13 protein-coding genes are annotated in these 20,778 nt (G+C 40.8%); 11 read left to right on the top strand and 2 right to left on the bottom strand.

Going from position 1 to position 20,778, the window contains the following annotated elements:
* Nucleotides 1-177 precede the first annotated feature (177 nt).
* The 11 genes from Q5O24_11375 (at nt 178) to Q5O24_11325 (ending at nt 18,933) form a co-directional block, all read left to right on the top strand.
* Nucleotides 178-1,932: a S8 family serine peptidase gene (locus tag Q5O24_11375; protein WKY46955.1), complete on the top strand. Its 1,755-nt coding sequence runs from the start codon at nt 178-180 to the stop codon at nt 1,930-1,932.
* A 226-nt stretch (nt 1,933-2,158) separates the two neighbouring features.
* On the top strand, nt 2,159-5,161 hold the full coding sequence (locus Q5O24_11370; GenBank protein ID WKY46954.1) for an Ig-like domain-containing protein: 3,003 nt from the start codon (nt 2,159-2,161) through the stop codon (nt 5,159-5,161).
* 47 nt (nt 5,162-5,208) lie between these two features.
* Nucleotides 5,209-8,643, top strand: a complete 3,435-nt coding sequence (locus tag Q5O24_11365) for a hypothetical protein (GenBank protein WKY46953.1) — start codon at nt 5,209-5,211, stop codon at nt 8,641-8,643.
* A 266-nt stretch (nt 8,644-8,909) separates the two neighbouring features.
* On the top strand, nt 8,910-9,866 hold the full coding sequence (locus Q5O24_11360) for a GBS Bsp-like repeat-containing protein (protein WKY46952.1): 957 nt from the start codon (nt 8,910-8,912) through the stop codon (nt 9,864-9,866).
* Between the two features lie 148 nt (nt 9,867-10,014).
* Nucleotides 10,015-11,826 (top strand): hypothetical protein, encoded by a 1,812-nt coding sequence (locus tag Q5O24_11355; protein ID WKY46951.1) that lies wholly within the window; start codon nt 10,015-10,017, stop codon nt 11,824-11,826.
* Nucleotides 11,827-11,966: 140 nt separating this feature from the next.
* A complete protein-coding gene (locus Q5O24_11350) occupies nt 11,967-12,707 on the top strand; it encodes a CpsB/CapC family capsule biosynthesis tyrosine phosphatase (GenBank protein ID WKY46950.1) in 741 nt (246 codons plus the stop codon).
* Between the two features lie 80 nt (nt 12,708-12,787).
* Nucleotides 12,788-14,707: a nucleoside-diphosphate sugar epimerase/dehydratase gene (locus Q5O24_11345; protein WKY46949.1), complete on the top strand. Its 1,920-nt coding sequence runs from the start codon at nt 12,788-12,790 to the stop codon at nt 14,705-14,707.
* 65 nt (nt 14,708-14,772) lie between these two features.
* The gene (locus Q5O24_11340; protein ID WKY46948.1) at nt 14,773-15,720 is read left to right on the top strand and encodes an LCP family protein; all 948 of its coding nucleotides are present in this window, start codon (nt 14,773-14,775) and stop codon (nt 15,718-15,720) included.
* Between the two features lie 24 nt (nt 15,721-15,744).
* On the top strand, nt 15,745-16,437 hold the full coding sequence (locus tag Q5O24_11335) for a CpsD/CapB family tyrosine-protein kinase (GenBank protein WKY46947.1): 693 nt from the start codon (nt 15,745-15,747) through the stop codon (nt 16,435-16,437).
* A gap of 226 nt (nt 16,438-16,663) precedes the next feature.
* The gene (locus tag Q5O24_11330; protein ID WKY46946.1) at nt 16,664-17,686 is read left to right on the top strand and encodes an NAD-dependent epimerase; all 1,023 of its coding nucleotides are present in this window, start codon (nt 16,664-16,666) and stop codon (nt 17,684-17,686) included.
* Between the two features lie 80 nt (nt 17,687-17,766).
* A complete protein-coding gene (locus Q5O24_11325; GenBank protein WKY46945.1) occupies nt 17,767-18,933 on the top strand; it encodes a nucleotide sugar dehydrogenase in 1,167 nt (388 codons plus the stop codon).
* A 31-nt stretch (nt 18,934-18,964) separates the two neighbouring features.
* On the opposite strand, the gene Q5O24_11320 is transcribed toward Q5O24_11325, so the two are convergent.
* The gene (locus tag Q5O24_11320; protein ID WKY46944.1) at nt 18,965-19,654 is read right to left on the bottom strand and encodes a Wzz/FepE/Etk N-terminal domain-containing protein; all 690 of its coding nucleotides are present in this window, start codon (nt 19,652-19,654) and stop codon (nt 18,965-18,967) included.
* 199 nt (nt 19,655-19,853) lie between these two features.
* Complete coding sequence (locus Q5O24_11315) at nt 19,854-20,528, bottom strand: Wzz/FepE/Etk N-terminal domain-containing protein (GenBank protein ID WKY46943.1); 675 nt, start codon at nt 20,526-20,528, stop codon at nt 19,854-19,856.
* Nucleotides 20,529-20,778 lie beyond the last annotated feature (250 nt).

The following is a 20,778-nucleotide window of genomic DNA, read 5'->3' as shown; positions in this document are numbered from 1 at the left end:
TCATTTATTGAAAACAAGAAAGCAAAGACCCCAGCTTTTTCGGGGGTTTAATAGTAGACTTAAAGGTTTTTTTATTATGGGGATTCGCTTGCTTTTGATCAGGACAGGGCTTATAATAAATATGTTATACTGGAGTAAGTCTATATTTTTAAGATAAAAACTAAAGGAGATCAAACCGTGTTTAAAAAAAGCTTTGCAGTGACCATGTCGCTGATACTCATATTGCTGTCCTTACCCCTTTCGGTAATGGCAGAGGAAACCCTGCAGGTTAACAGCCTGGACCAGCTGGAAACGGTCGATGTTCTGGATGCGACCGGCCGTCAGGTAGTTGTGATCTATAATGAAAAACAGGAAGATAATATTGGGACCCTTGATTTATCAAACAGTGAAATAATTGGGGGAGAATCAGTATCCAGCCGGGTCGATGTCATCGAAGTGGCAGAAGATGTGGATATTGATGCCTTTCTGGCCGAATTAAGAAGCCAGCCCAATGTATTGGCGGCGGACCTCAATCAGCTTTACGAAAAATCTTCATTGCCTGATGATCCCTACATTCAGAATGGTCAGGCTTGGCAGTTTACCGGAATTGGTCAGGATTTGGTTTGGGATCAGGTAGAGAATGAAGAGGCGGTAGTAGTAGCTGTACTGGATACCGGCCTTAATACCCAACACCCGGATCTGCTGGGGAGAATTGTTGAGGGCTACGATTATCTTTCCGGCTCTACCCAGGTGGTTGATCGCGACTGGGAAGAAGGTCATGGAACTGCGGTCAGTGGTTTTGTTGTGGCAACTGCAAATAATGGGATTGGGACTGCTGGTGTAGCCGGGACGGCTAATGTGAAAGTTGCGCCATTCTGCATTGGCGATGGCAGTTATTCAAATGCGACAATTGCGGCTGCCCTGATGGATGCGGCCGATCGAGCGGATATTGATGTGATTAATATGAGCTATGGCGGTTATGGTGCTAATGCTACAGAACTGATGGCTATCAACTATGCCCTTTCAAAAGGAAAAATACTGGTGGCTTCTTCAGGGAATGAAGGGGATGGTCGTGAAGCCGGCCAATATTCCTATCCGGCATCATACGATGGCGTTATCTCTGTTGGTGCAACAGACAGCAATCAGCAGATTGCCTATTTTTCCCAGTATAACGATAAAGTCGATTTGGTGGCACCAGGTGTTGGACTTGTCACAACTGATCAGTCAGGTGGCTATGCTACAGAAGATGTTGATGGGACTTCCTTTTCTTCACCGATTGTTGCCGGAGCCTGTGCGCTTCTTCTGGCAGCTGACAGTAGTTTAACTGCTACGGAAGTCGAATCAACTTTAAAAGAAACAGCCCTTGACTTGGGACAAACCGGCAAAGATAATTATTATGGATATGGCCTGATTCAGCTAGACAAGGCTTTGGAACTGGTCACTCAAGCTAAACCGACAGATCCCGAAGATCCTGCTGATCCGGTTGGCTTAGAAGCTCCAGATGTCTTTTACCATACCCATGTGCAAAATTATGGCTGGCAGAATTATGTTTCCAATGGTGAAACCAGTGGTACCTCGGGTGAAGGTCTGCGACTGGAGGGCATTGAGATTAATCTTGGAGGATCGGATTATGATCTGGGTATTGCCTACTCCACGCATGTAGAAAATTACGGCTGGCAGGATTATGTCTATAACGGGCAAATGAGCGGTTCACAGGACGAGGGTTTGCGGCTTGAAGCTATCCGGATAGATCTGGTGGGTGAAGATGCCGAACTGTTTGATGTTTACTATCGGGTTCATGCCCAAAATGTTGGTTGGATGGGATGGGCCAAAAATGGCGCCGATTCGGGAACCTCTGGCTATGGCTATCGTCTTGAGGGGATAGAAATAGTCGTTTTGCCGGCTGGTGAGATGCCGACCGGGTCAATGGAAAATGCTTTCATAGAAGCTTAGCAGAAGTTGCCATTAGATATATTAATAAATCAACTTAATGAATCTTTAAGCCGCCGATTTGGCGGCTTTTGATTTATGTGAAATGGCTAAAGATTTCTGTAAAAAAGCCGATAGAACACTATAGAAGCTAGAAAAAATAAAAAAATTTGATAGCTTATGCAATAAATTAATTGATTAGAACGTTGACTTAATAAAGCCTTAAAAAAGATCAGAAAGCGAGAAAAATATGATAAAAAAATTCAGTCTTATAACAGGTCTATTACTCGGTCTGTTGTTTTTTTCCTCAACCGTTTCAGCGGAAGAAAGTCCGTTATTAAAAACAAACAGCATATCTGATTTTCAGGTTGACTATCATACCCACATACAGAATATTGGTTGGGAATGGGACTGGATCACTGACGGAAATACTTCCGGTACATTTGGCAAAGGCCTGCGGCTGGAAGGAATTCAGATAAAGTTAACTGGTAACATACCAGAGGGCGCCTCCATTGAATACCGGACTCAGGTGCAGAATCTGGGCTGGGAGCAAAGCTGGACAACAGATGCAGAAACCTCGGGAACGACGGGCCTGGGTTATCGGCTGGAAGCTATTCAAATCCGTCTGGTTGACTGCCCTGGCTATCATCTGGAATATCGTACCCATATCCAGAATCTGGGCTGGGAGCAAACCTGGTCGACAGATGGAGAAACTTCGGGGACCGTAGGAAAAAGTCTGCGGCTGGAAGGGATTCAGATTAAACTGGTTAAGGATGATGCCGACCTGGAAGAATATGATGCGTTGTTGGAAGAAATAGATAGTTTAAAATCCTATCAGTATACTGACTATTCCTGGGACCTTCTTCAGACGACAATGGAAACCTATGCTGTAACACAGAGAAATACGGCTTCTGAAGTAACAAAAGCAGTCGAGAAAATCACCCAGGCCCTTGATAATCTGGAAAGCTTAAGCGAGGCGACGGTTTATGACGAGGAAGGGACCTATGGTTCTTCATCGAGCAGTTCACCACAGGTAATAGCGGGAAATGTGATAATTGATGAAGAGGACATTATACTTAAGAATATGGTCATCAAAGGCAATCTGATCATTGGTGAAGGAGTTGGCAGCGGCGACTGTACATTGGAGAATGTGGTAGTTTACGGCGAAACCTACATTCGCGGTGGCGGCGACAACAGCATTCATATCAACGGCGGTGATTATAACGATATCATTATTCAAAGAACAGCTTCAGGCTCGGTTCGGGTGGTAACCACCCTGGATGGGCTGGAAGTGGTTATTGCTGAAGATGCCAGCGAAGATTCAGTGATTTTAGAAGGAAATTTTACCAGTGTAACCCTTGAAGGCATTGATGTGGATTTGACGATAGCCGGTTCATCAGTAATTGATGAATTAATTGTCAAACCGCTGGGTTTAGGCAGTATGATTACGGTTGAAGACAACGCGACCATTTCAGACTTGTATGTGAACGGGCCGGAAGTCACTTTTTATGGTCTGGGAGATATTGAATGGGCAGAGGTGACAGCCAGAGATGTCAGTTTTGAAAAAGCGCCGGATACCCTGATTCTTGATGATAACGTCGATATTGATGTTCCGGTCATGGTTGAAGCGATTTCAGTTTCCGGTTATAATGGAGCAAGTACCATCAAAACGGATGGTGGGACACTGCAGATGCTCGCAGAGCTTGAGCCGGAAGATGCTGACAATCAGGACGTAACCTGGTCAGTGGTGAATTCTACCGGTGAAGCAACCATCAGCAGCAGTGGCTTACTTACCGCTGTCAAGAATGGTACAGTAACTGTTTATGCCACAGCTAAAGACGGCTCTCGAATTAGCGGTTCGATGTCGGTGGTGATTACCAATCAGACCGAACCGACCATTTCAGCGGCTTCAAGTACAATCGTCAGTGGAACAGTCGATCCAAAAGTTGTGTTAACTCTGACAAATGACACTTTTACAACAACAGCTAACTTAAATTCATACTGGACGATCTCAACCGGAACGACTGGACTGGCCTTAAACACTATAACCAGGGATTTATCCTCTCAGGTGACAATCAGTTTTATTGGGACAGCCGTGCCGGGAACGATTTCTATTCAGGCCGGACAATCTGCTTTATCCGGAGGACAAGCCTCCAACGCGATTGAGCTGACTGTTCCCACAGTAGCGGTGACATCAGTGTCATTATCAGCATCAACTATGGCTTTAACAACTGGTGGAGCGACCGGTTCTCTGACAACGACTGTTTTGCCGACAAATGCAACGATTAAGACGGTTAGTTGGTCTTCCCAGGATACTTCAGTGGCAACCGTAACTGCCGGCAAAGTGACACCGGTATCGGAAGGTCGGACTTATATAATCGCAACGACAACAGATGGTCAAAAAACAGCGTCCTGTCTGGTGACGGTAACGGATGCTGAAACTGAGCCCTATATGACGGCCTTAACAGCAGTTCTTGATGATGACAGCGAGGTACAAGCCTCCGGCGAGACTCTGAGCCTGACCCTTGAACAAAATACTTTAACCAAGTCAATTTCCGTTGTCATGAATGAGAAAGTCAAGCTGGGCACCGACCCGACAGTTTATTTTAACGGGACAAATGTGGTTTATGGGACCATTAGTCTGGATACTAATGATACCAGCGGAAAAACCATAATCATTACACCAGGCGGTTCAAATGGAACTGCGGCATTATTAGGAACATTTACCTTCAATGTACCGGCTGGGGCTCTTCTGGATATGCTTGATCATGGCAATGAGGCAACTTCATTTAACCTGACGGTCATCCCCGTTGAGACGCTGGTTCCGGCTAGTCGTATTACAACTTATAATACAACAGTTGATGGCGTGACAGTTGCTGCTGATGCGGGTGTAGATGGAAGGGCAACAATCAGTTTTTCTGACTCTATTGCCTGGCCGACTGACCAGGAACCAAATGTTGATTTGGGCGGTGACCCCAATTATGTATATGTGGATCTGCTGGTTTTAAAACCGGAGGGTGCTACACAGGTTCTGATTGATGATGCAAAAGTAGCTTTGGATGATCAAATAAATGGAACGCTGCCCACCGGATTATTGTTTTATTACCCGGTAGCAGTGAAGGATAGCAGTAATAATTTTGTAGGAATTTCCCAGGAAAAAACCTGGAATGAAAAAATATACTGGTATGATGAAAATGATGTTTTAATTGCCATCGAAAATCTTGAGGTTTATCGAGAGGTTTATGGAAATTAATTAGGAATATGCAATAGCGTTGAAAAGTAGCAGGAAGGAGAAAGAAGATGAAGAAGAAAATTGCCATACTGATGTCCGGCGTATTAAGTCTTTCAATGGTTATGTCCAGCGGTGTCTGGGCAGCCAGTGAGACCCTTGAAACTGCTTCGACAGTTGGAGTTGAATATAAGACTCATATTCAGGATTATGGTTGGGAAAGTGAATGGAAAGAAGATGGGGTACTGTCAGGAACCGTGGGGCAAGGTAAACGGCTGGAAGCCCTGAGAATTGAATTGACAGGCAATTATCCCAGCGATGCAGAAATACAGACTTATGTCCATGTCCAGAATTACGGCGACAAAGGTCCTTTTACGATGGGCCAGGATGCCGGAACGTCGGGGGAAGGGCTGCGTCTGGAACGAATCAGACTGGTACTTAAAAATCTTCCGGCCTATACCCTGGCGTATAACGTACAGGTGGAGAATTATGGCTGGCTTAGGGATGAGTATGATACCACAGACTGGTTTAGAAGCGGTGAGGTAGCCGGTACCACCGGGATGGGACTTCGTCTTGAAGGGATCAGAATTGAGCTGATTAAAGTTAATGAGGCTTATGCTGCATATCTGGAAGCTCTCTCCAATGTTGATGAGGATGATTACACCATTGACTCCTGGAAAACCTATAAACGGGTTGTAACGGCCTATGCAATGACTGAAGACGACGATGAAGAGCTGATTGATCTGGCAACGGAGACTATTGTGTCAGCCCAGAAAAATCTGGTCAAGGGAATGAATATGAAAAAGTATAAAGAAGCTCTGGCAAAAGTAACAGAGGAAAATTATACACCTGATTCATGGTCTGCCTATCAGACAATAGTAAATCGTAATTATGTGGATCAGTCCAATACTCAGTCAGAGATTGATGAAGCGACGGTAAATATTCTGGAAGCGCAGAAACTGCTTGAAGGAAAGGTTAATTTAACTGAATATCTGGAACTCCTGGCATCGGTTCGCGAAGACAATTATACGGCATTGTCATGGTTTTTCTATCAGCAGTCAGTCAACAGTAATCAGGTGGATTTAAGTAATACCCAGACTCAAGTCGATAAGGCGGTAGAAAATATTAAAACCGCTCAGAACAAACTGGTTCGAAAATTTGATTTCTCAGCCTATAATGCCCTTTTAAAGGCGGTTGAACAAGAGGATTATACAACCATTTCATGGGGAAAATACCAGGCGGCAATTGAAGAATACGGCGTGACGGAAAATGATACCCAGAGTGATATCGAAGAAGCTATCCTGGCCATCGAAGAAGCTCAAAAAGGGCTGGTTAAAGGCAGTGATCTTTCTGCTTATTATGCAGTTCTTGATAATGTTGACAAGTACTCCTGTACCACTGATTCCTGGACCGCCTATCAGAAAGTGGTAGATAAAAATTATGTAACCAAAGACAGCCCTCAGTCTGATGTTGACAAAGCGGCAGAAACCATTCTTAAAGCGCAGTTAAAGCTGGTTGGTCTGGGTGATCTTTCAGAATACCTGGATATCCTGGATCAGGTCATTGAAGAAGACTACACACCTAAATCCTGGGCAACCTATCAGAAAGTGGTCAAAGCCAATATTGTAACCGAAGCTAGTGGTCAATCTGCTATTGATTCGGCTATTGTTAAAATTGCCGCTGCCCAGCTTAAATTGGAACTGGCAGGTGATCTGACTGAGTATAATGCCTTGTTGGATTCATATAACAGTACTCAGAACCAGTGGACTTCCGATTCCTGGACAGCTTTCCAGAAAGTGGTGACATCAAATTATATGACCACCGATGACAATCAGACGGATATTAATTCAGCAATGTCTAAAATTAAACTGGCCTATCTAAAACTCATTGAAAGAGGAGATATTACAGAGTTTACCACCCTGATTAACAGCGTTAGTCAGGATGATTATACGGTGGACTCATGGACCGATTATCGAAAAGTTCTGATGAAATATTATATGACTGAAGATAATTCTCAAGCCGAAATCACTGAGGCAGTTTTAAAAATTACCTTGGCTCAGTTGGAACTGGTTTATAAAGGCGATGTCACTGCTTATGAAGAATTGATTGAATCCAAGAGCGGGATGGCAGATAGTTATACGACTGCTTCATGGGCAGCTTATCAGGCTGTTCTGGCTGCTAATGTTATGACCACTGAAAATACTAACTCTGAAATTGCCGTGGCAATTCAGCGAATTAAAGCGGCTCAGGATCGATTAATAAAAGCATCTAACATGACTTATTACAATAATGCGCTTCATGCCTATGATGGACTGGAATCAGAATATACAGAAACTTCCTGGGCTGTTTACCAGGCGGTAATCATAAAAAATCTGGTAACCAAAGACAATACTCAGAGTGAAGTTGATACCGCAACGGTAAATATCACAAATGCTGCTAAGAATCTGGTACGAAGTACTAATTTATCCAACTTCCTGACAACACTTGGATTGTATCAGCGGGATAAAATTGCAAACGAGAATATTCAGAAGAATGCTACCGCTGCCACCTGGGCTGACTATGAATATTGGGTCGAATATTATGCGGCATTTGATGAAACAACATGGGATTACGATGAGAGTAAAGATCCGAAGATTACCTCGAGTTCTTCGCAGAATTCGGTTGATATCGCAACCGGCGTAATTCAGGAGGCGTTAGATAATATTCTTCCGGATCAAACAGCTGCACCAGCTTTATATAATGCCTATAGTGCATACGTGGCGGCCATCAAACTTGACGGAAATGATACCCAGGAAATGTTTACCCTTGATTCTTATACTGAGTATCAATCGACAATTGATCGCTATCCTTTGACAAAATCGGTTATTGAGTATGATGCACCGGTACTTCAGGGAATGGCTGACACCATTCAGAGTATGAAAGATAAGTTGGAGAAAAGAGTTACGCAGGCGAATTGGGATTTATTTGAAGCAGAAGCTGCAATTCACGATACATTAAACAGTGCTAATTACACACAAACATCGTGGAATACCTATAGTGATGCCTGGAGCAATTACTATGATAATCCGATTTATGCTTATACTCAGGATAACAACACAGATGAAGAAGTTATTGATGCGACAAAAGACTTAAGAGAGAAACGAATCGGATTGATTATTGCTTCAGATAAGAGGACGATTGATACTGTCTCTTCTCGATTAACAAACGAAGCGATTCAAGTAATGGCTTATCAAGAAGCTGATACTTATAAAGAAGGGGTTGTAATGGGTGAAAATCTTTTAGACTTGGCAGTAGATCTTATTGATGATAAGTATACTGACCCATTGAATACGAGTTATACAGTAACTCTGACTCCTGCACCGACAACAGCAAACGTAAATGTGGATGGTTCAGGAATCGTAAATGGTTTAGTTGACCAAAAAGTTACAATTTCATTTACTGTTTCAGATGGTTCAACAACTAAAGTTATAACGCTTACTGACTTACCAATTATTAGTAATCCATAGAATAAGCTTTTAGTATACTTAAATAAAAATTAATAAAAACGGCACCTGACTTTCAGGTGTCGTTTTTTAGTGGCCTTTAAATTTCCCTTACTACCGGGCTTATTAACTGCTCAAAAATTGGTCATAAAACTCTTAAAACCATATTAAAACAAGTCGATTCTTTAAGAACTTGCAAAGAATACATTTTTATTGTAAACTTTCCTTTGTTAATTGTAACAAAAAGAATACATCTAAGGATGATGACATTCATAATTGCAGGAGGAGAAATGAAGAATACTGGTTTAAAAAGACTGTGTCTTGGCACGGCCCTGGTTTTAATGCTTGGCTTTGCACCGTCAGCGGTACTGGCCAACGAAAGTAATACAGAAGACACAGCGGTGCAGACGACGGTAGCGCAAAAAACGTTTTTTACCCCCCGATTAACACAGCCGACATCAGACAACCCATATTTCTATGCCAACAATCGCTATTATCAAGGCGGCTATGGTTTGCCCAATTGTACGGCTTATGCCTATGGACGCGCCTATGAAATTTTAGGCTATGATCCCGGTTTACCAATGAATGACGCCGGCGGCTGGTGGTCTGATAATATGGCTTCAGGAACTTATGCCTACGGTTCAACCCCTAAACTGGGTGCAATTATCTGCTGGAACGGCAGTTATTATGGGCATGTAGCGGTGGTTGAAGCCATCAACGGCGATCAGGTAACGGTATCGGAATCTGCCTGGAGCGGTCCGATATTTAATTCCTATACCTATACTATTGGAAATGAAAATAATACTTCAGTTGGCGGCTTCCAGGGCTATATCTATGTTGGTGATTTTGTTGATGCTTCGACAGATACAGTAAAGCCGACAATTGAAAATGTCCGTGTTTCGGAAGTAGATGATGAGGGCTTTACGGTAACAGCAGAAGTAAGTGATGCTGATACTGGTATTTCAAAAATTACCATCCCTGTCTGGACAGATGCCGGCGGTCAGGATGATCGCATCTGGTACGACGGAAGCCTGGATGGAAACACCGTAACCTGTCGGGTTGAATATGCTGATCATAACAATGAGCAGGGAGACTACTCCATTCATTTGTATGCTTATGACTATAATGGGAATCAGTCATTGGTGACCACCCACACCTCAATTAATACGGTCTATCCGACGATAACGGATGTAGGTGATCTGCTAACTGCATCAAAAGAAAGTGATAAAGCGCCACCGGTAATTTAATAGTAGACCTGAGACCGCCTTCGGGCGGTTTCTTTTTAACTTGCAAAATGGGGATAGAAAGTGTAAAATTCAGTTAAAACAATCGCTTAAATTCCCATATTTGGGAGCAGACGAGATGTCTTAAAGTGGTATAAAAAGGAGAATTCTGATGAAAAAGCAGTTTACAAGTCTGGTTTCAGTGTTGACTTTGCTACTTGTCTTAATGTCGGGGAATGTCCTGGCAGCAAGTCCTGTCAGCCAGGCAACCGAAACAGTGGGAGTCCGTTATAAAACCCATATTCAGGATAAGGGCTGGGAAACGGCCTGGAAGGCTGACGGGGAATTGTCAGGGACAGTAGGGGAGTCCAAACGGCTTGAAGCCATTAAGGTGGAATTGACCGGGGATGTTCCGGAGGATGCAAACATCGAAACCTGGGTTCATGTTCAGAATGAAGGTGATAAGGGGCCATTCATCATGGGCGAGGCTGCCGGAAGCGAAGGTAAAAGCCAACGTCTGGAGCGAATTACCTTGCAATTAAATAATATGCCTGGTTATAGCCTCCGCTACAATGTGCAGGTTCAGAATAAAGGCTGGTTAATGGACGAAGATGACTCAACAACCTGGTTTGTTGACGGTGAAGCGGCTGGGACTGAAGGAGAAAGCCTTCGTCTTGAAGCAATAAAAATTATTATTACTAAAGATGCCGATCTGACAGATTATCAGGAAGCTCTGGACAGTGTTTCAGAAGAAAATTATACTGAAGAATCATGGACTGTCTATCAGGACGTGGTTGAAGCCAATACTGTGACTAAATTGAATACTCAGGAAGAAGTCTATGTGGCGACCATCAGTATTTTAAAGGCGCAAAAAAATCTTGTCTCTAAATCAGATCTGACAGCCTATGAAGCAGCACTGGCAGCAGTGACTGAAGACCAGGTAAAAGAAGGATGGACTGCCTATCAGGCTGTGGTTGATGCCAATGTGATGACGGCTCAGAATACTCAGGAAGAAGTTGATACAGCGACTGCAAATATTCTTGCCGCTCAGAAAGATTTGGTGTTTTATTCCGATTTAACTGCTTTTAATGATGCTATTCAATTGTATGTTCTTTATGGTGCAGACAGTACTTATACCCCTTATTCCATCGATACCTGGGATGCTTATGTGGCGGTCTGTGAGGAATATGGAAGTCTTTCTGATGGCGAATGGGAATACGATGTGATTTCTAAAGAAAGTTCCCAGGAAGTAGTGGATGATGCCACAGAAGTCATTGAGGCTGTTTGGCTGGAATTAGAATCGGCAGCTGACCTTTCTGCTTTTAGTGCCGCCAAGAATATTGAACAGGGCAATTACACGACAGCTTCATTTGAAGCTTATCAGGCTGATTCCCGAGTCATTGCTATTGTGGAGGTTCCGACAGCGACAATGAAGGGCTATTCTCAAGGCGTAGTTGATGGTTATACAGCAACTTTGCTTGCCCTGCAGGAAGAGATTCTGGTTTATGGAGCTGATCTCAGTCAATATGAAATGGCACTGGCAGCAGTTGAAGAAAGTGATTTTACATCAGCTTCCTGGACGATCTACCAGGCAGTAGTGGACGAAAATGTCGTCAGTGTTGATAATACGCAAGCCCAGGTATCGACTGCTACGGCTAATATTATTGCAGCTCAAACGGACCTGGTTTACAAGGCTTCATATGTAGTCAGCCATGCAGGTATGACGGGTTCCGAATTTGGTGAACTTACTGTCGGCGATAACATTTTAACAATTGCAAATGAATTTATCGAAGCAGCAGGAATCGATTCTGCAGATTATACAGTAACCTTTATCCGTGTGGATTCAGGATCTACTGTGATTAATGAAGAAACCGGTGAAATAACAAGTGTCGGAGATGTTGGAACGACCGTATATTTTACAATTACACCAAACGATGGTGGCGCAGCTGCTAATACTATTAATATAGGTTTGGAAATTGCATAACAGATTTTTAGGAAGACCCACTTTTGTTAAACATTACAAACAAAAGTGGGTGTTTTTTAAGTTTATCTAATATTTAATAGAATATTTTATTTAGAAGTGGGTAAATAAGCATATAAATAAATCAAAAGAGAGTGATTCTAATGATTGATACGCATATTCATTTATTACCAGCAGTTGATGATGGTGCTAATGATCTTGAGATATCCCGACAAATGGCAAAAAGAGCTGTTGATGAAGGAATTTCACAAATGATTGTAACACCTCATTTTGTTAATAATATAGATTATCAGACTAATGCCAGACAGCAGTTTGAACTTTTGTCGCAGGTGTTGGAGGAAGAAAATATTAGTTTGAAGATTCGTCTTGGCAATGAGATTCATTTATCCGAAGAAAATGTGGAGGCTATTTTTTCTGGGGTGGCCAATACCATGGCAGGCAGTGACTATGTTTTAATTGAACTGCCAACCTACCATTTTTATGAGTTTCATGAAGCGTTTCTCTATAATTTGCTTGAAAAAGGATATAAAATAATTTTGGCACATATCGAGCGCTATCGGATCTTTGAGGATCGTCCGGAAAAGCTTGGCCAATTTATCGAAGCGGGTATGTTTGCCCAGGTGACTGCTAAATATCTTATTGAACGTAAGACCCGTAAGAAGGGCATCGACTGGATTAAGACTGGTTGGGTTCATATTGTTGCGACAGACGCCCATGATATTAAGTATCGGCCGCCGCAAATGAAGAAGGCCTACGAGATAATTGAAGGACGTTTTGGAGAATGTGCCGCCATTCGCTTATTCAAAGAGAATCCGCGAGCAGTTATTGAAAACAGACCGATCGATTCCGTCATGGTCAGTCAAAAGCGTTGGAGATTATTTTAAATGTTTAAGGTAAAAAGATGAATTTGAGAATAAAATCTTATATTGGAAGTTAGATCTTATAACTGTTCGAAGGAGTAGCGATGAATAATCGACTAAAAGAATTTCTAATGATATTAGCTGATGGTCTTTTAATAAACGGGGCAATCTTGCTGACCTTTTTTCTTCATTATGAAGGCATTGTGCCGGAAGATGTCTGGCAAGTCTATTTTAATAATGTTCTGTTTATAACCATAGGAGAGATTATAGTCTACAGATACTTTGGGATGTATAAGAGTATCTGGGCTTATGCAACACTGGAAGAGTTAGTCAAGGTATTTTTGGCTGTTACTGTATCATCATTATTTACTACAGCTTTTCTGATCTATCGTGGAGCGGATTTTTTCTATGGTATATATTTTACCATGTACTTGTTTGAACTGGTTTTTGTTGGTGTATTTAGAGCCAGTTTCCGTTTATATCGCAGTATCAAAAATAGACATTTCTTTATCAGGAATCAATTCGAAAAAAAAATTCTAATTATTGGAAGTGGCGCAACAGCATCATTAATCGCCGATGAAATCAGAAATCACAAAGATACCTATGGAGATGTGATCGGTTTTCTTGACGAGGATGATAAAAATCTTCACAAGGTGATTTCCGGTGTTAAGGTTATCGGAAACTTCCATGATATTGGCAGTGTTGCCTATCGTTTTGAAATTGATGAAATTATTGTAGCAGTGCCTACAGTGGGACAGGGAACCCTGCGAATGATCCTCGAAGAAGCAAAACGGACCAGTGCCAAGGTACGGATTACTCCGGGGATTAAGGAGATTATTGACGGCCAGGTGTCACTGAGTAAAATCCGAGATGTTGAAATCGAGGATTTACTGGGCCGCGAAGCCGTTAATTTGAATATCCGCGAAGTCGTTGATTCAATCGAAGGAAAAGTAGTATTGGTCACCGGTGGAGGGGGCTCAATCGGGTCGGAACTGTGCCGACAAATTGCCCGTTTTAATCCCAAAAAGCTAATCATCCTTGATATCTATGAAAACAGCGCCTATGAGATTCAGCATGAGCTGAATCAGGATTATGGTTCCAGACTAAATTTGGATGTCGTTATTGCTTCGGTAACTGATAGGGAAGCGATATTTTCTTTGATAGATTCGCAACAGCCCAACATCATTTTTCATGCGGCGGCGCATAAACATGTTCCGCTGATGGAACGCTCACCTAACGAGGCCATCAAAAATAATGTTTTTGGCACCAGAAATGTCGCTGAAGCAGCACATAAATGCGGTGTTGGCAGGTTTGTCATGGTTTCCACAGATAAAGCGGTCAATCCCACCAATATTATGGGGGCCAGTAAGCGGATCTGTGAAATGTACATTCAGGTGATGGACAAACAGAGTAAGACCAAGTTTACGGCTGTACGTTTTGGTAATGTTCTGGGCAGTAATGGGTCTGTCGTTCCCCTGTTTAAAAAACAGATTCGCGAAGGTGGACCGGTCACTGTTACCCATCGGGAAATTATCCGCTATTTTATGACAATACCTGAAGCCACTCAGCTGGTTATGCAGTCTGGGGCCATGGCCAAGGGCGGTGAAATTTTTGTCTTGGATATGGGCAAGCCAGTTAAGATTTATGATCTGGCAGTTGATATGATTAAACTTTCAGGACTTAAACTGGGCGAAGATATAGAAATTGAAATTATCGGACTACGGCCTGGCGAAAAACTTTATGAAGAGCTTCTGATGGATGAGGAAGGACTAAAGGGAACAGCACATGATAAAATCCGTGTTGGTCATCCCCTCGATATTGATATCAATGAGTTCCTGGATTCGGTAGAAGGATTAAAAGATTGGCTTAAAGATTCTGATCACGATCGTCTACTGCTCGAAGTGCAGAAAATTCTACCTAATTATCGGGATAACCGTGAGGTCAATCAGGAAAAGATTAGAGAGAATATGGAGTCCCTTAATCAGAATATTGTTACTGGAAAAGAAGGTTACAATTTTTCCTGATATTTTAGCAAAAATATGAAAAAATGCTTTTCTGATCTTTGAAAGGATAGATTAGGTGTGAGGAAATGAATGGGTCAAAAAAATGGATTATCCTATTTTCCGTCATCGGACTGGTGATCCTTGGTGGAGCCGGTCTTTATCTGTATAATCAGAATAATATGTCAGCAAGCCAAAATACTGATACTAATGCAGAATCATCTGGTGGCTCGTTGCTGGATACATTGAATCAGAATAATGAAGAACTGTTGAAAGAGGTTGATACCCGTAAAACTGTAATATTTGGCCTCTACGGAACCGATGAACGAGAAGATGAAGTGTCTCGAGGGGACATTATTATGGTTGTAAAATATAACCCTCAGACCAAGGTGGCAGTGATTGCTTCTATTCCCCGGGATACCATGGTTGAAATACCTGGATATGGACTGGATAAGATTAATCATTCCTATGCTTTTGGCGGCCAGGAACTTCTGGATCAGACCGTTGAGAATTTTCTTGATATCCAGCTTGATTTTTCTGTGAAAACTAATTTTGTTACTTTTTCAAAAATTATTGATGATGTGGGCGGGGTATTTGTGAATGTGCAGAAGGATTTTCATTATGAAGACGGTTCTTTAGCAATAGCGGCAGGAGAACAGATATTAGACAGTGAAGATGCTTTGTTCTACGTTCGCTTTCGTCGGGATTCAGACAATGATTTTGGACGGATTGGCAGACAGCAGGAAGTTATCATTTCTCTTGTAGATACTCTATCTAAAACCAGTCTTCAGGAAATTGATAAGCTGATAGAAAAATATTATAATAATGGAATGGAAACTAATGCTAATTTCTCTAAAATTCAGGAATATATTAACCTGGGTACACGAGATACTGATATAACATATGAGACATATCGTTTGAATACCAGCGGCGCTTTAATTGACGGCATCTGGTATGAAGTTTATACTCAGGAGGATCTGGATACGATAAAAGCATTATTCCAGGATCCCGATTTGCATCAGGATAACTGGGAATAAAGGAATTATCTAAAGGAGGAAAGAATGAATACATCAAAACTCGTTGTACTCTATGATTCAGATTCGTTTGTTGCAGAAAGTTATAAACTCTTGCGGACTAACTTGGATTTTAAAAACTCAAAGAAATTAAATCAGGTGATGCTGATAACCAGCTCGGGTAAACATGAAGGTAAGAGTACTACAATTTCAAATCTTGCTGCGTCTTTTGCTCAGGCTCAGAAAAAAGTCCTTCTGATTGACTGTGATTTAAGGCAACCTAAAATAGGTGAAATTTTCGGAATTAATAAAATGAAAACAGGTCTGTCAAACCTTGTGGTTGATAATTTACCAATAGAAACAGCAATCAATAAAATCGGCAATTTTAGTTTACATGTCATGACGGCAGGAAGTAAACAGGTTTCTCCAACAGAACTATTAAATTCGCAGGATTTTGAGGAACTTATTGAAGCCTGTAGAGCTGAATATGATCTGATTTTGATTGATACGCCGCCAATATTAAGTTTTGCTGACGCTTTAATTATTTCGCGAGTTGTCGATGGGGTGCTCCTGGTTATTGCAGCTGGAGAGACCAAAAAGACGATGATGGTTGAGGCCAAAAAAAATCTGGAAAAAGTTGGTGCAAATCTGATGGGGGTAATTCTGACAAAGGTAGAGTTTAAAAAGAACTTGGAGTATTACCATTACGACTATAAGAAACGCAAGCGTCATTTTTTTTAGCAAATCAACCTGATTATGCAGGAAGGAATTGATGCTGATGCCATTGTAAGATAGTGTTTATGAAAATTTGCTGTGTTTTTTTCAGAACGAAAAAAACCAGCAGTTTTTTGTTGAACACGTATCGCAATGGTGCCATTTATTTAAAGGTTCGTGGGTAACAGAAGTATCCTGGAGTGTTGCGTGATCCCAATAACAGACAGATTATTTAAGTGAAAGGACGAATGAGATGAAAATATTAATTACTGGAGCAGCTGGTTTTATTGGTTTTCACTTGTCTGATTTATTGCTGTCAAAAAACGTTGAAGTAATTGGGATTGACAATCTCAATAATTATTATGATACTGGATTAAAGGAAGATCGTCTGGCTATTTTAAAACAGAAAAAAAATTTTATTTTTCATAAGATTGATCTGAAAGACAAGGAATCGCTGGATGAATTGTTTGAAAACAGTCGGCCAGAATATGTGGTAAATCTGGCGGCGCAGGCAGGTGTGCGATATTCGATTGAAAATCCCTATGCCTATGTTGATTCAAATCTGGTCGGTTTTGTGAATATTTTGGAAGCCTGCAGAAACTATCCCGTAAAACATCTGCTGTATGCATCATCAAGCTCCGTTTATGGTGGAAATAAAAGGGTTCCTTTTTCCACTGCTCATAATGTGGATCATCCGGTATCCTTGTATGCGGCTACGAAGAAAGCTAATGAACTGATGGCCCACACATACAGCCATCTCTATGGCATTCCAACAACAGGGTTACGTTTCTTTACAGTGTATGGCCCCTATGGCAGGCCAGATATGGCCTATTTTAGTTTTACCAAAGAAATTTTGGCAGGAAGACCGATCAAAGTTTACAACAATGGAAAAATGGAACGAGACTTTACTTACATTGATGACATAGTAACAGGAATTGAAAGACTTATCGAGAAAGTCCCGGTGGCTAATAAAAACTGGGATGAAAGTGTTGATGATATCAGTACGAGCTTTGCTCCCTATAAGATTTACAATATTGGAAACAACAAGCCAATTCAGTTAATGTATTTTATAACGGCTTTAGAGAAGGCATTAGGGAAAGAGGGTCAGAAAATATTTATGGAAATGCAGCCGGGTGATGTTTTAAGGACTTATGCTGAGGTAAGTGATCTTTCACGAGATACCGGTTTTAAACCAGATACCACGATAGAAGAGGGGCTTAAAAAGTTTGTTGAATGGTATCTGGATTACTATAACATAATAACAGAGCAGATCTGATTTCGGGTATCTTTTTTTATCGAAGAAACTAACCCCAAAGGTTGATTGAGAAATGACAAAAATCAATAAGGAGTCATATTATGAAAATAACTATCGCAGGAATTGGTTATGTGGGGCTGTCAAATGCGATTCTGCTGTCGCAGCATAACGAAGTAATTGCCGTCGACATTATCAGGGAAAGAGTTGAACAGATTAATAGAAGAGAATCGCCGATTATTGATAAGGAAATTGAAGAATACCTTTCATCAAAAGAACTGAATTTAAGGGCAACTTATGATAATTATGAGGCTTATATTGAAGCAGATTATGTCATTATTTGCACACCGACTAATTATGATCCACAGAAAAACTATTTTAATACCCGATCAGTTGAGGCAGTCATTGCTAATGTACTGGCTATTAATTCAGATGCTGTGATGATCATAAAATCAACGGTTCCGGTAGGCTATACAAAAACAATTAGAGAAAAATTTGAAACGGAAAATGTCATTTTCTCACCTGAATTCCTGAGAGAGGGAAAAGCTCTTTATGATAATCTCTATCCTTCCAGAATCATTGTTGGCGAAGATTCCAAAAGAGCCGAAGTTTTTGCCAACTTGCTTAAAGATGGCGCATTAAAGGAAGAAATAGAAGTACTTTTTACCAATTCCACAGAAGCAGAGGCTATTAAACTTTTTGCCAATACCTATCTGGCCCTGAGAATTGCCTATTTTAACGAATTGGATTCCTATGCTGAGGTGCGTGGCCTTAATACGCATGATATTATTAAAGGGGTATCGATGGACCCGCGAATTGGAGATCATTATAATAACCCTTCATTTGGTTATGGGGGATATTGTCTGCCAAAAGATACAAAGCAGCTGCTTGCAAATTATTCGGATGTACCGCAAAACATCATGTCGGCCATTGTTGATGCAAACCGGACCCGAAAAGATCATATTGCTGAAATGATTATTCAAAAATCCCCGAAAACGGTTGGTATTTATCGGTTAACGATGAAGACCAATTCAGATAATTTCCGGGAATCGGCTGTTCAAGGGGTTATGAAGCGGATTAAAGCCAAAGGGATAGATGTGGTGGTTTACGAGCCCGCCATGAAAGAAGATACTTTCTTTAATTCGCAGGTGATTAGCTCATTGGAAGAGTTTAAAGAAATATCTGACATCATCGTTGCAAACCGTTTATCTGATGAAATAAGCGATGTTGTTGATAAAGTGTACACGCGAGACCTGTTCAGCAGAGATTAGAATTGTAACCTTATATTTTGAATTGCACAAATTACCTTTTTTCGCTGAGTTCGGGGATAGCCCCTAGTACGGTGACCCCGAGCAGCTTTTCGATATCATCTTCATTTTTAACCGTATCATCACCTAAAAATAAAACTAAAATAGTGAACAATGAAATTAAAAAACCGATTAATGTACCAATAAGTAAATAGCTTAATAAAACTGGTGAAACAGGATCCGTAGGAACTTGGGCTTGATCAATAATCCGGATGTTTTCGACACCTACGATTTCGAAAACCGCTAAAGTCAGTTGTTTAGCTAACTCGTCAGAAACACTTTTAGCAATTGCAGGATCAGGATACATAAAGCCAACGGTAAATAACCTGGAGTCTTCAACTGTTTGAATGACAACACTATCCCGGAATTCTTCATAGCTAATATCCAGATTAGTGTTGTTGATGACTTGATCGATAACCAGTCGAGTTAAGGCGATTTGCTGATAATCAACGATTAACTGATTATTGGCATTAAGGGTTCCCAATGAAATGTCAACATTACCCAGACCGGAATTTTCTTTACCGATAAATAAAACGGTGTCAGCTTCATAAACAGGTGTAATGACTTGAGTTGCAATAACAAAAGCTGAACCGAATCCTACTGTCATCAGCAGCAGGACGAGCCACCATTTTTTAAATAAGGTTTGAAAAATATCTTTGAGTTGCAGTTCCTTTTTGTTTTCCATAATACCTCCATGAATTGCAGATGATGTTTAGTCCGAGTAAAATTCCTTTATTTCATATTCCAGTTTGAACGTCTGAAGTTAGCTAATTAATTACTATCTACCCTCTTTTTAGAGATTTATCCCTCAAATATTAAATTTAACAAGTTGACTATTGTTTTTTGAATATTAAAAGGAGAGCGTTTATTTTAAGTGAGGAAAATTATTTAACTTTTGGAATATTTCCTAATACAGATGTTCCAATTAAATTTTCGACATCATCTTCATTTTTGACGGTATTATCTAAAAGAAACGCAAAAATTATAATGGCTAGTGCAAGCAAAATACCCAAAGAAGTCCCTAAGATTAGAACGTTAAGCATTCTGGGGAAAATTGGAGCGTCAGGAACTGGTGCCGAATCAAGGATTTGAATATTCTCAACTCCGACAGTTGCGGAAATTGACTGCAAGAGTTGATTAGCTAATGAATTCGCGACAGAGTTTGCGATGATGGGATCGGGAGATTGAAAACTGATTGTAAATAAGCGTGAACCTTCAACGGCAGTAATAAAGATATTTTCAAGAAATTCCGCATACGTCATTTGAAGATTTAAATTACTAATGATAGGATCAATGACCGAGTGTGATAGGGCAATATGCTGATAATCGGTAATGAGTTGTCTGTCAGTGTCCATTAGAGAAGAATCAAGGTCTGCTAAACTGGTGTTTTCTGTTCCGAGAAATAAAACCGTAGTAGCTTCATAAATGGGTGTAAGGTATCGATCGGCGACCAGGTAGGAAGTTCCAAAACTGATAGTCGTAAAGATCAGGATCAGCCACCATTTTTTTATTAAAACTGCTGTAATTTTCTTTAAATCTATTACTATTGTCTCTTTCATTGGGTCTCCTTTGTACCTTTACAAACCTAAGATCTTTCTTGTATTTTACCCGATTCTTTAAAAAATAACAAATAATTCTAATTTTATCAAATTTTTCTGATGCGGTCTGATTTTTAAATATTAGTTTCCAGCTTTTATTCAGGTTGGAAATTTGAACAGATTATATTATAATTATTCGCAAGAAGACTTATTTCAAGTCAAATAAATTAAATATAGTTTAAATTTTACATTTAAAGGGTATTAAATATAA

This window comes from Eubacteriaceae bacterium ES3 (genome assembly GCA_030586155.1).
In the GTDB taxonomy this organism is placed as follows: Bacteria; Bacillota; Clostridia; order Eubacteriales; family Eubacteriaceae; genus Acetobacterium.
The sequence above is the reverse complement of the archived record's forward strand: the minus strand, read 5'-3'. Positions and strand labels throughout refer to the sequence as shown.

Coding starts and splice junctions, on each gene's coding strand:
- Q5O24_11350 (WKY46950.1), top strand. CDS start 11,967: ATGATTGATACGCATATTCATTTATTACCAGCAGTTGATGATGGTGCT.
- Q5O24_11355 (WKY46951.1), top strand. CDS start 10,015: ATGAAAAAGCAGTTTACAAGTCTGGTTTCAGTGTTGACTTTGCTACTT.
- Q5O24_11320 (WKY46944.1), bottom strand. CDS start 19,654: ATGGAAAACAAAAAGGAACTGCAACTCAAAGATATTTTTCAAACCTTA.
- Q5O24_11330 (WKY46946.1), top strand. CDS start 16,664: ATGAAAATATTAATTACTGGAGCAGCTGGTTTTATTGGTTTTCACTTG.
- Q5O24_11340 (WKY46948.1), top strand. CDS start 14,773: ATGAATGGGTCAAAAAAATGGATTATCCTATTTTCCGTCATCGGACTG.
- Q5O24_11325 (WKY46945.1), top strand. CDS start 17,767: ATGAAAATAACTATCGCAGGAATTGGTTATGTGGGGCTGTCAAATGCG.
- Q5O24_11335 (WKY46947.1), top strand. CDS start 15,745: ATGAATACATCAAAACTCGTTGTACTCTATGATTCAGATTCGTTTGTT.
- Q5O24_11345 (WKY46949.1), top strand. CDS start 12,788: ATGAATAATCGACTAAAAGAATTTCTAATGATATTAGCTGATGGTCTT.
- Q5O24_11365 (WKY46953.1), top strand. CDS start 5,209: ATGAAGAAGAAAATTGCCATACTGATGTCCGGCGTATTAAGTCTTTCA.
- Q5O24_11315 (WKY46943.1), bottom strand. CDS start 20,528: ATGAAAGAGACAATAGTAATAGATTTAAAGAAAATTACAGCAGTTTTA.
- Q5O24_11370 (WKY46954.1), top strand. CDS start 2,159: ATGATAAAAAAATTCAGTCTTATAACAGGTCTATTACTCGGTCTGTTG.
- Q5O24_11360 (WKY46952.1), top strand. CDS start 8,910: ATGAAGAATACTGGTTTAAAAAGACTGTGTCTTGGCACGGCCCTGGTT.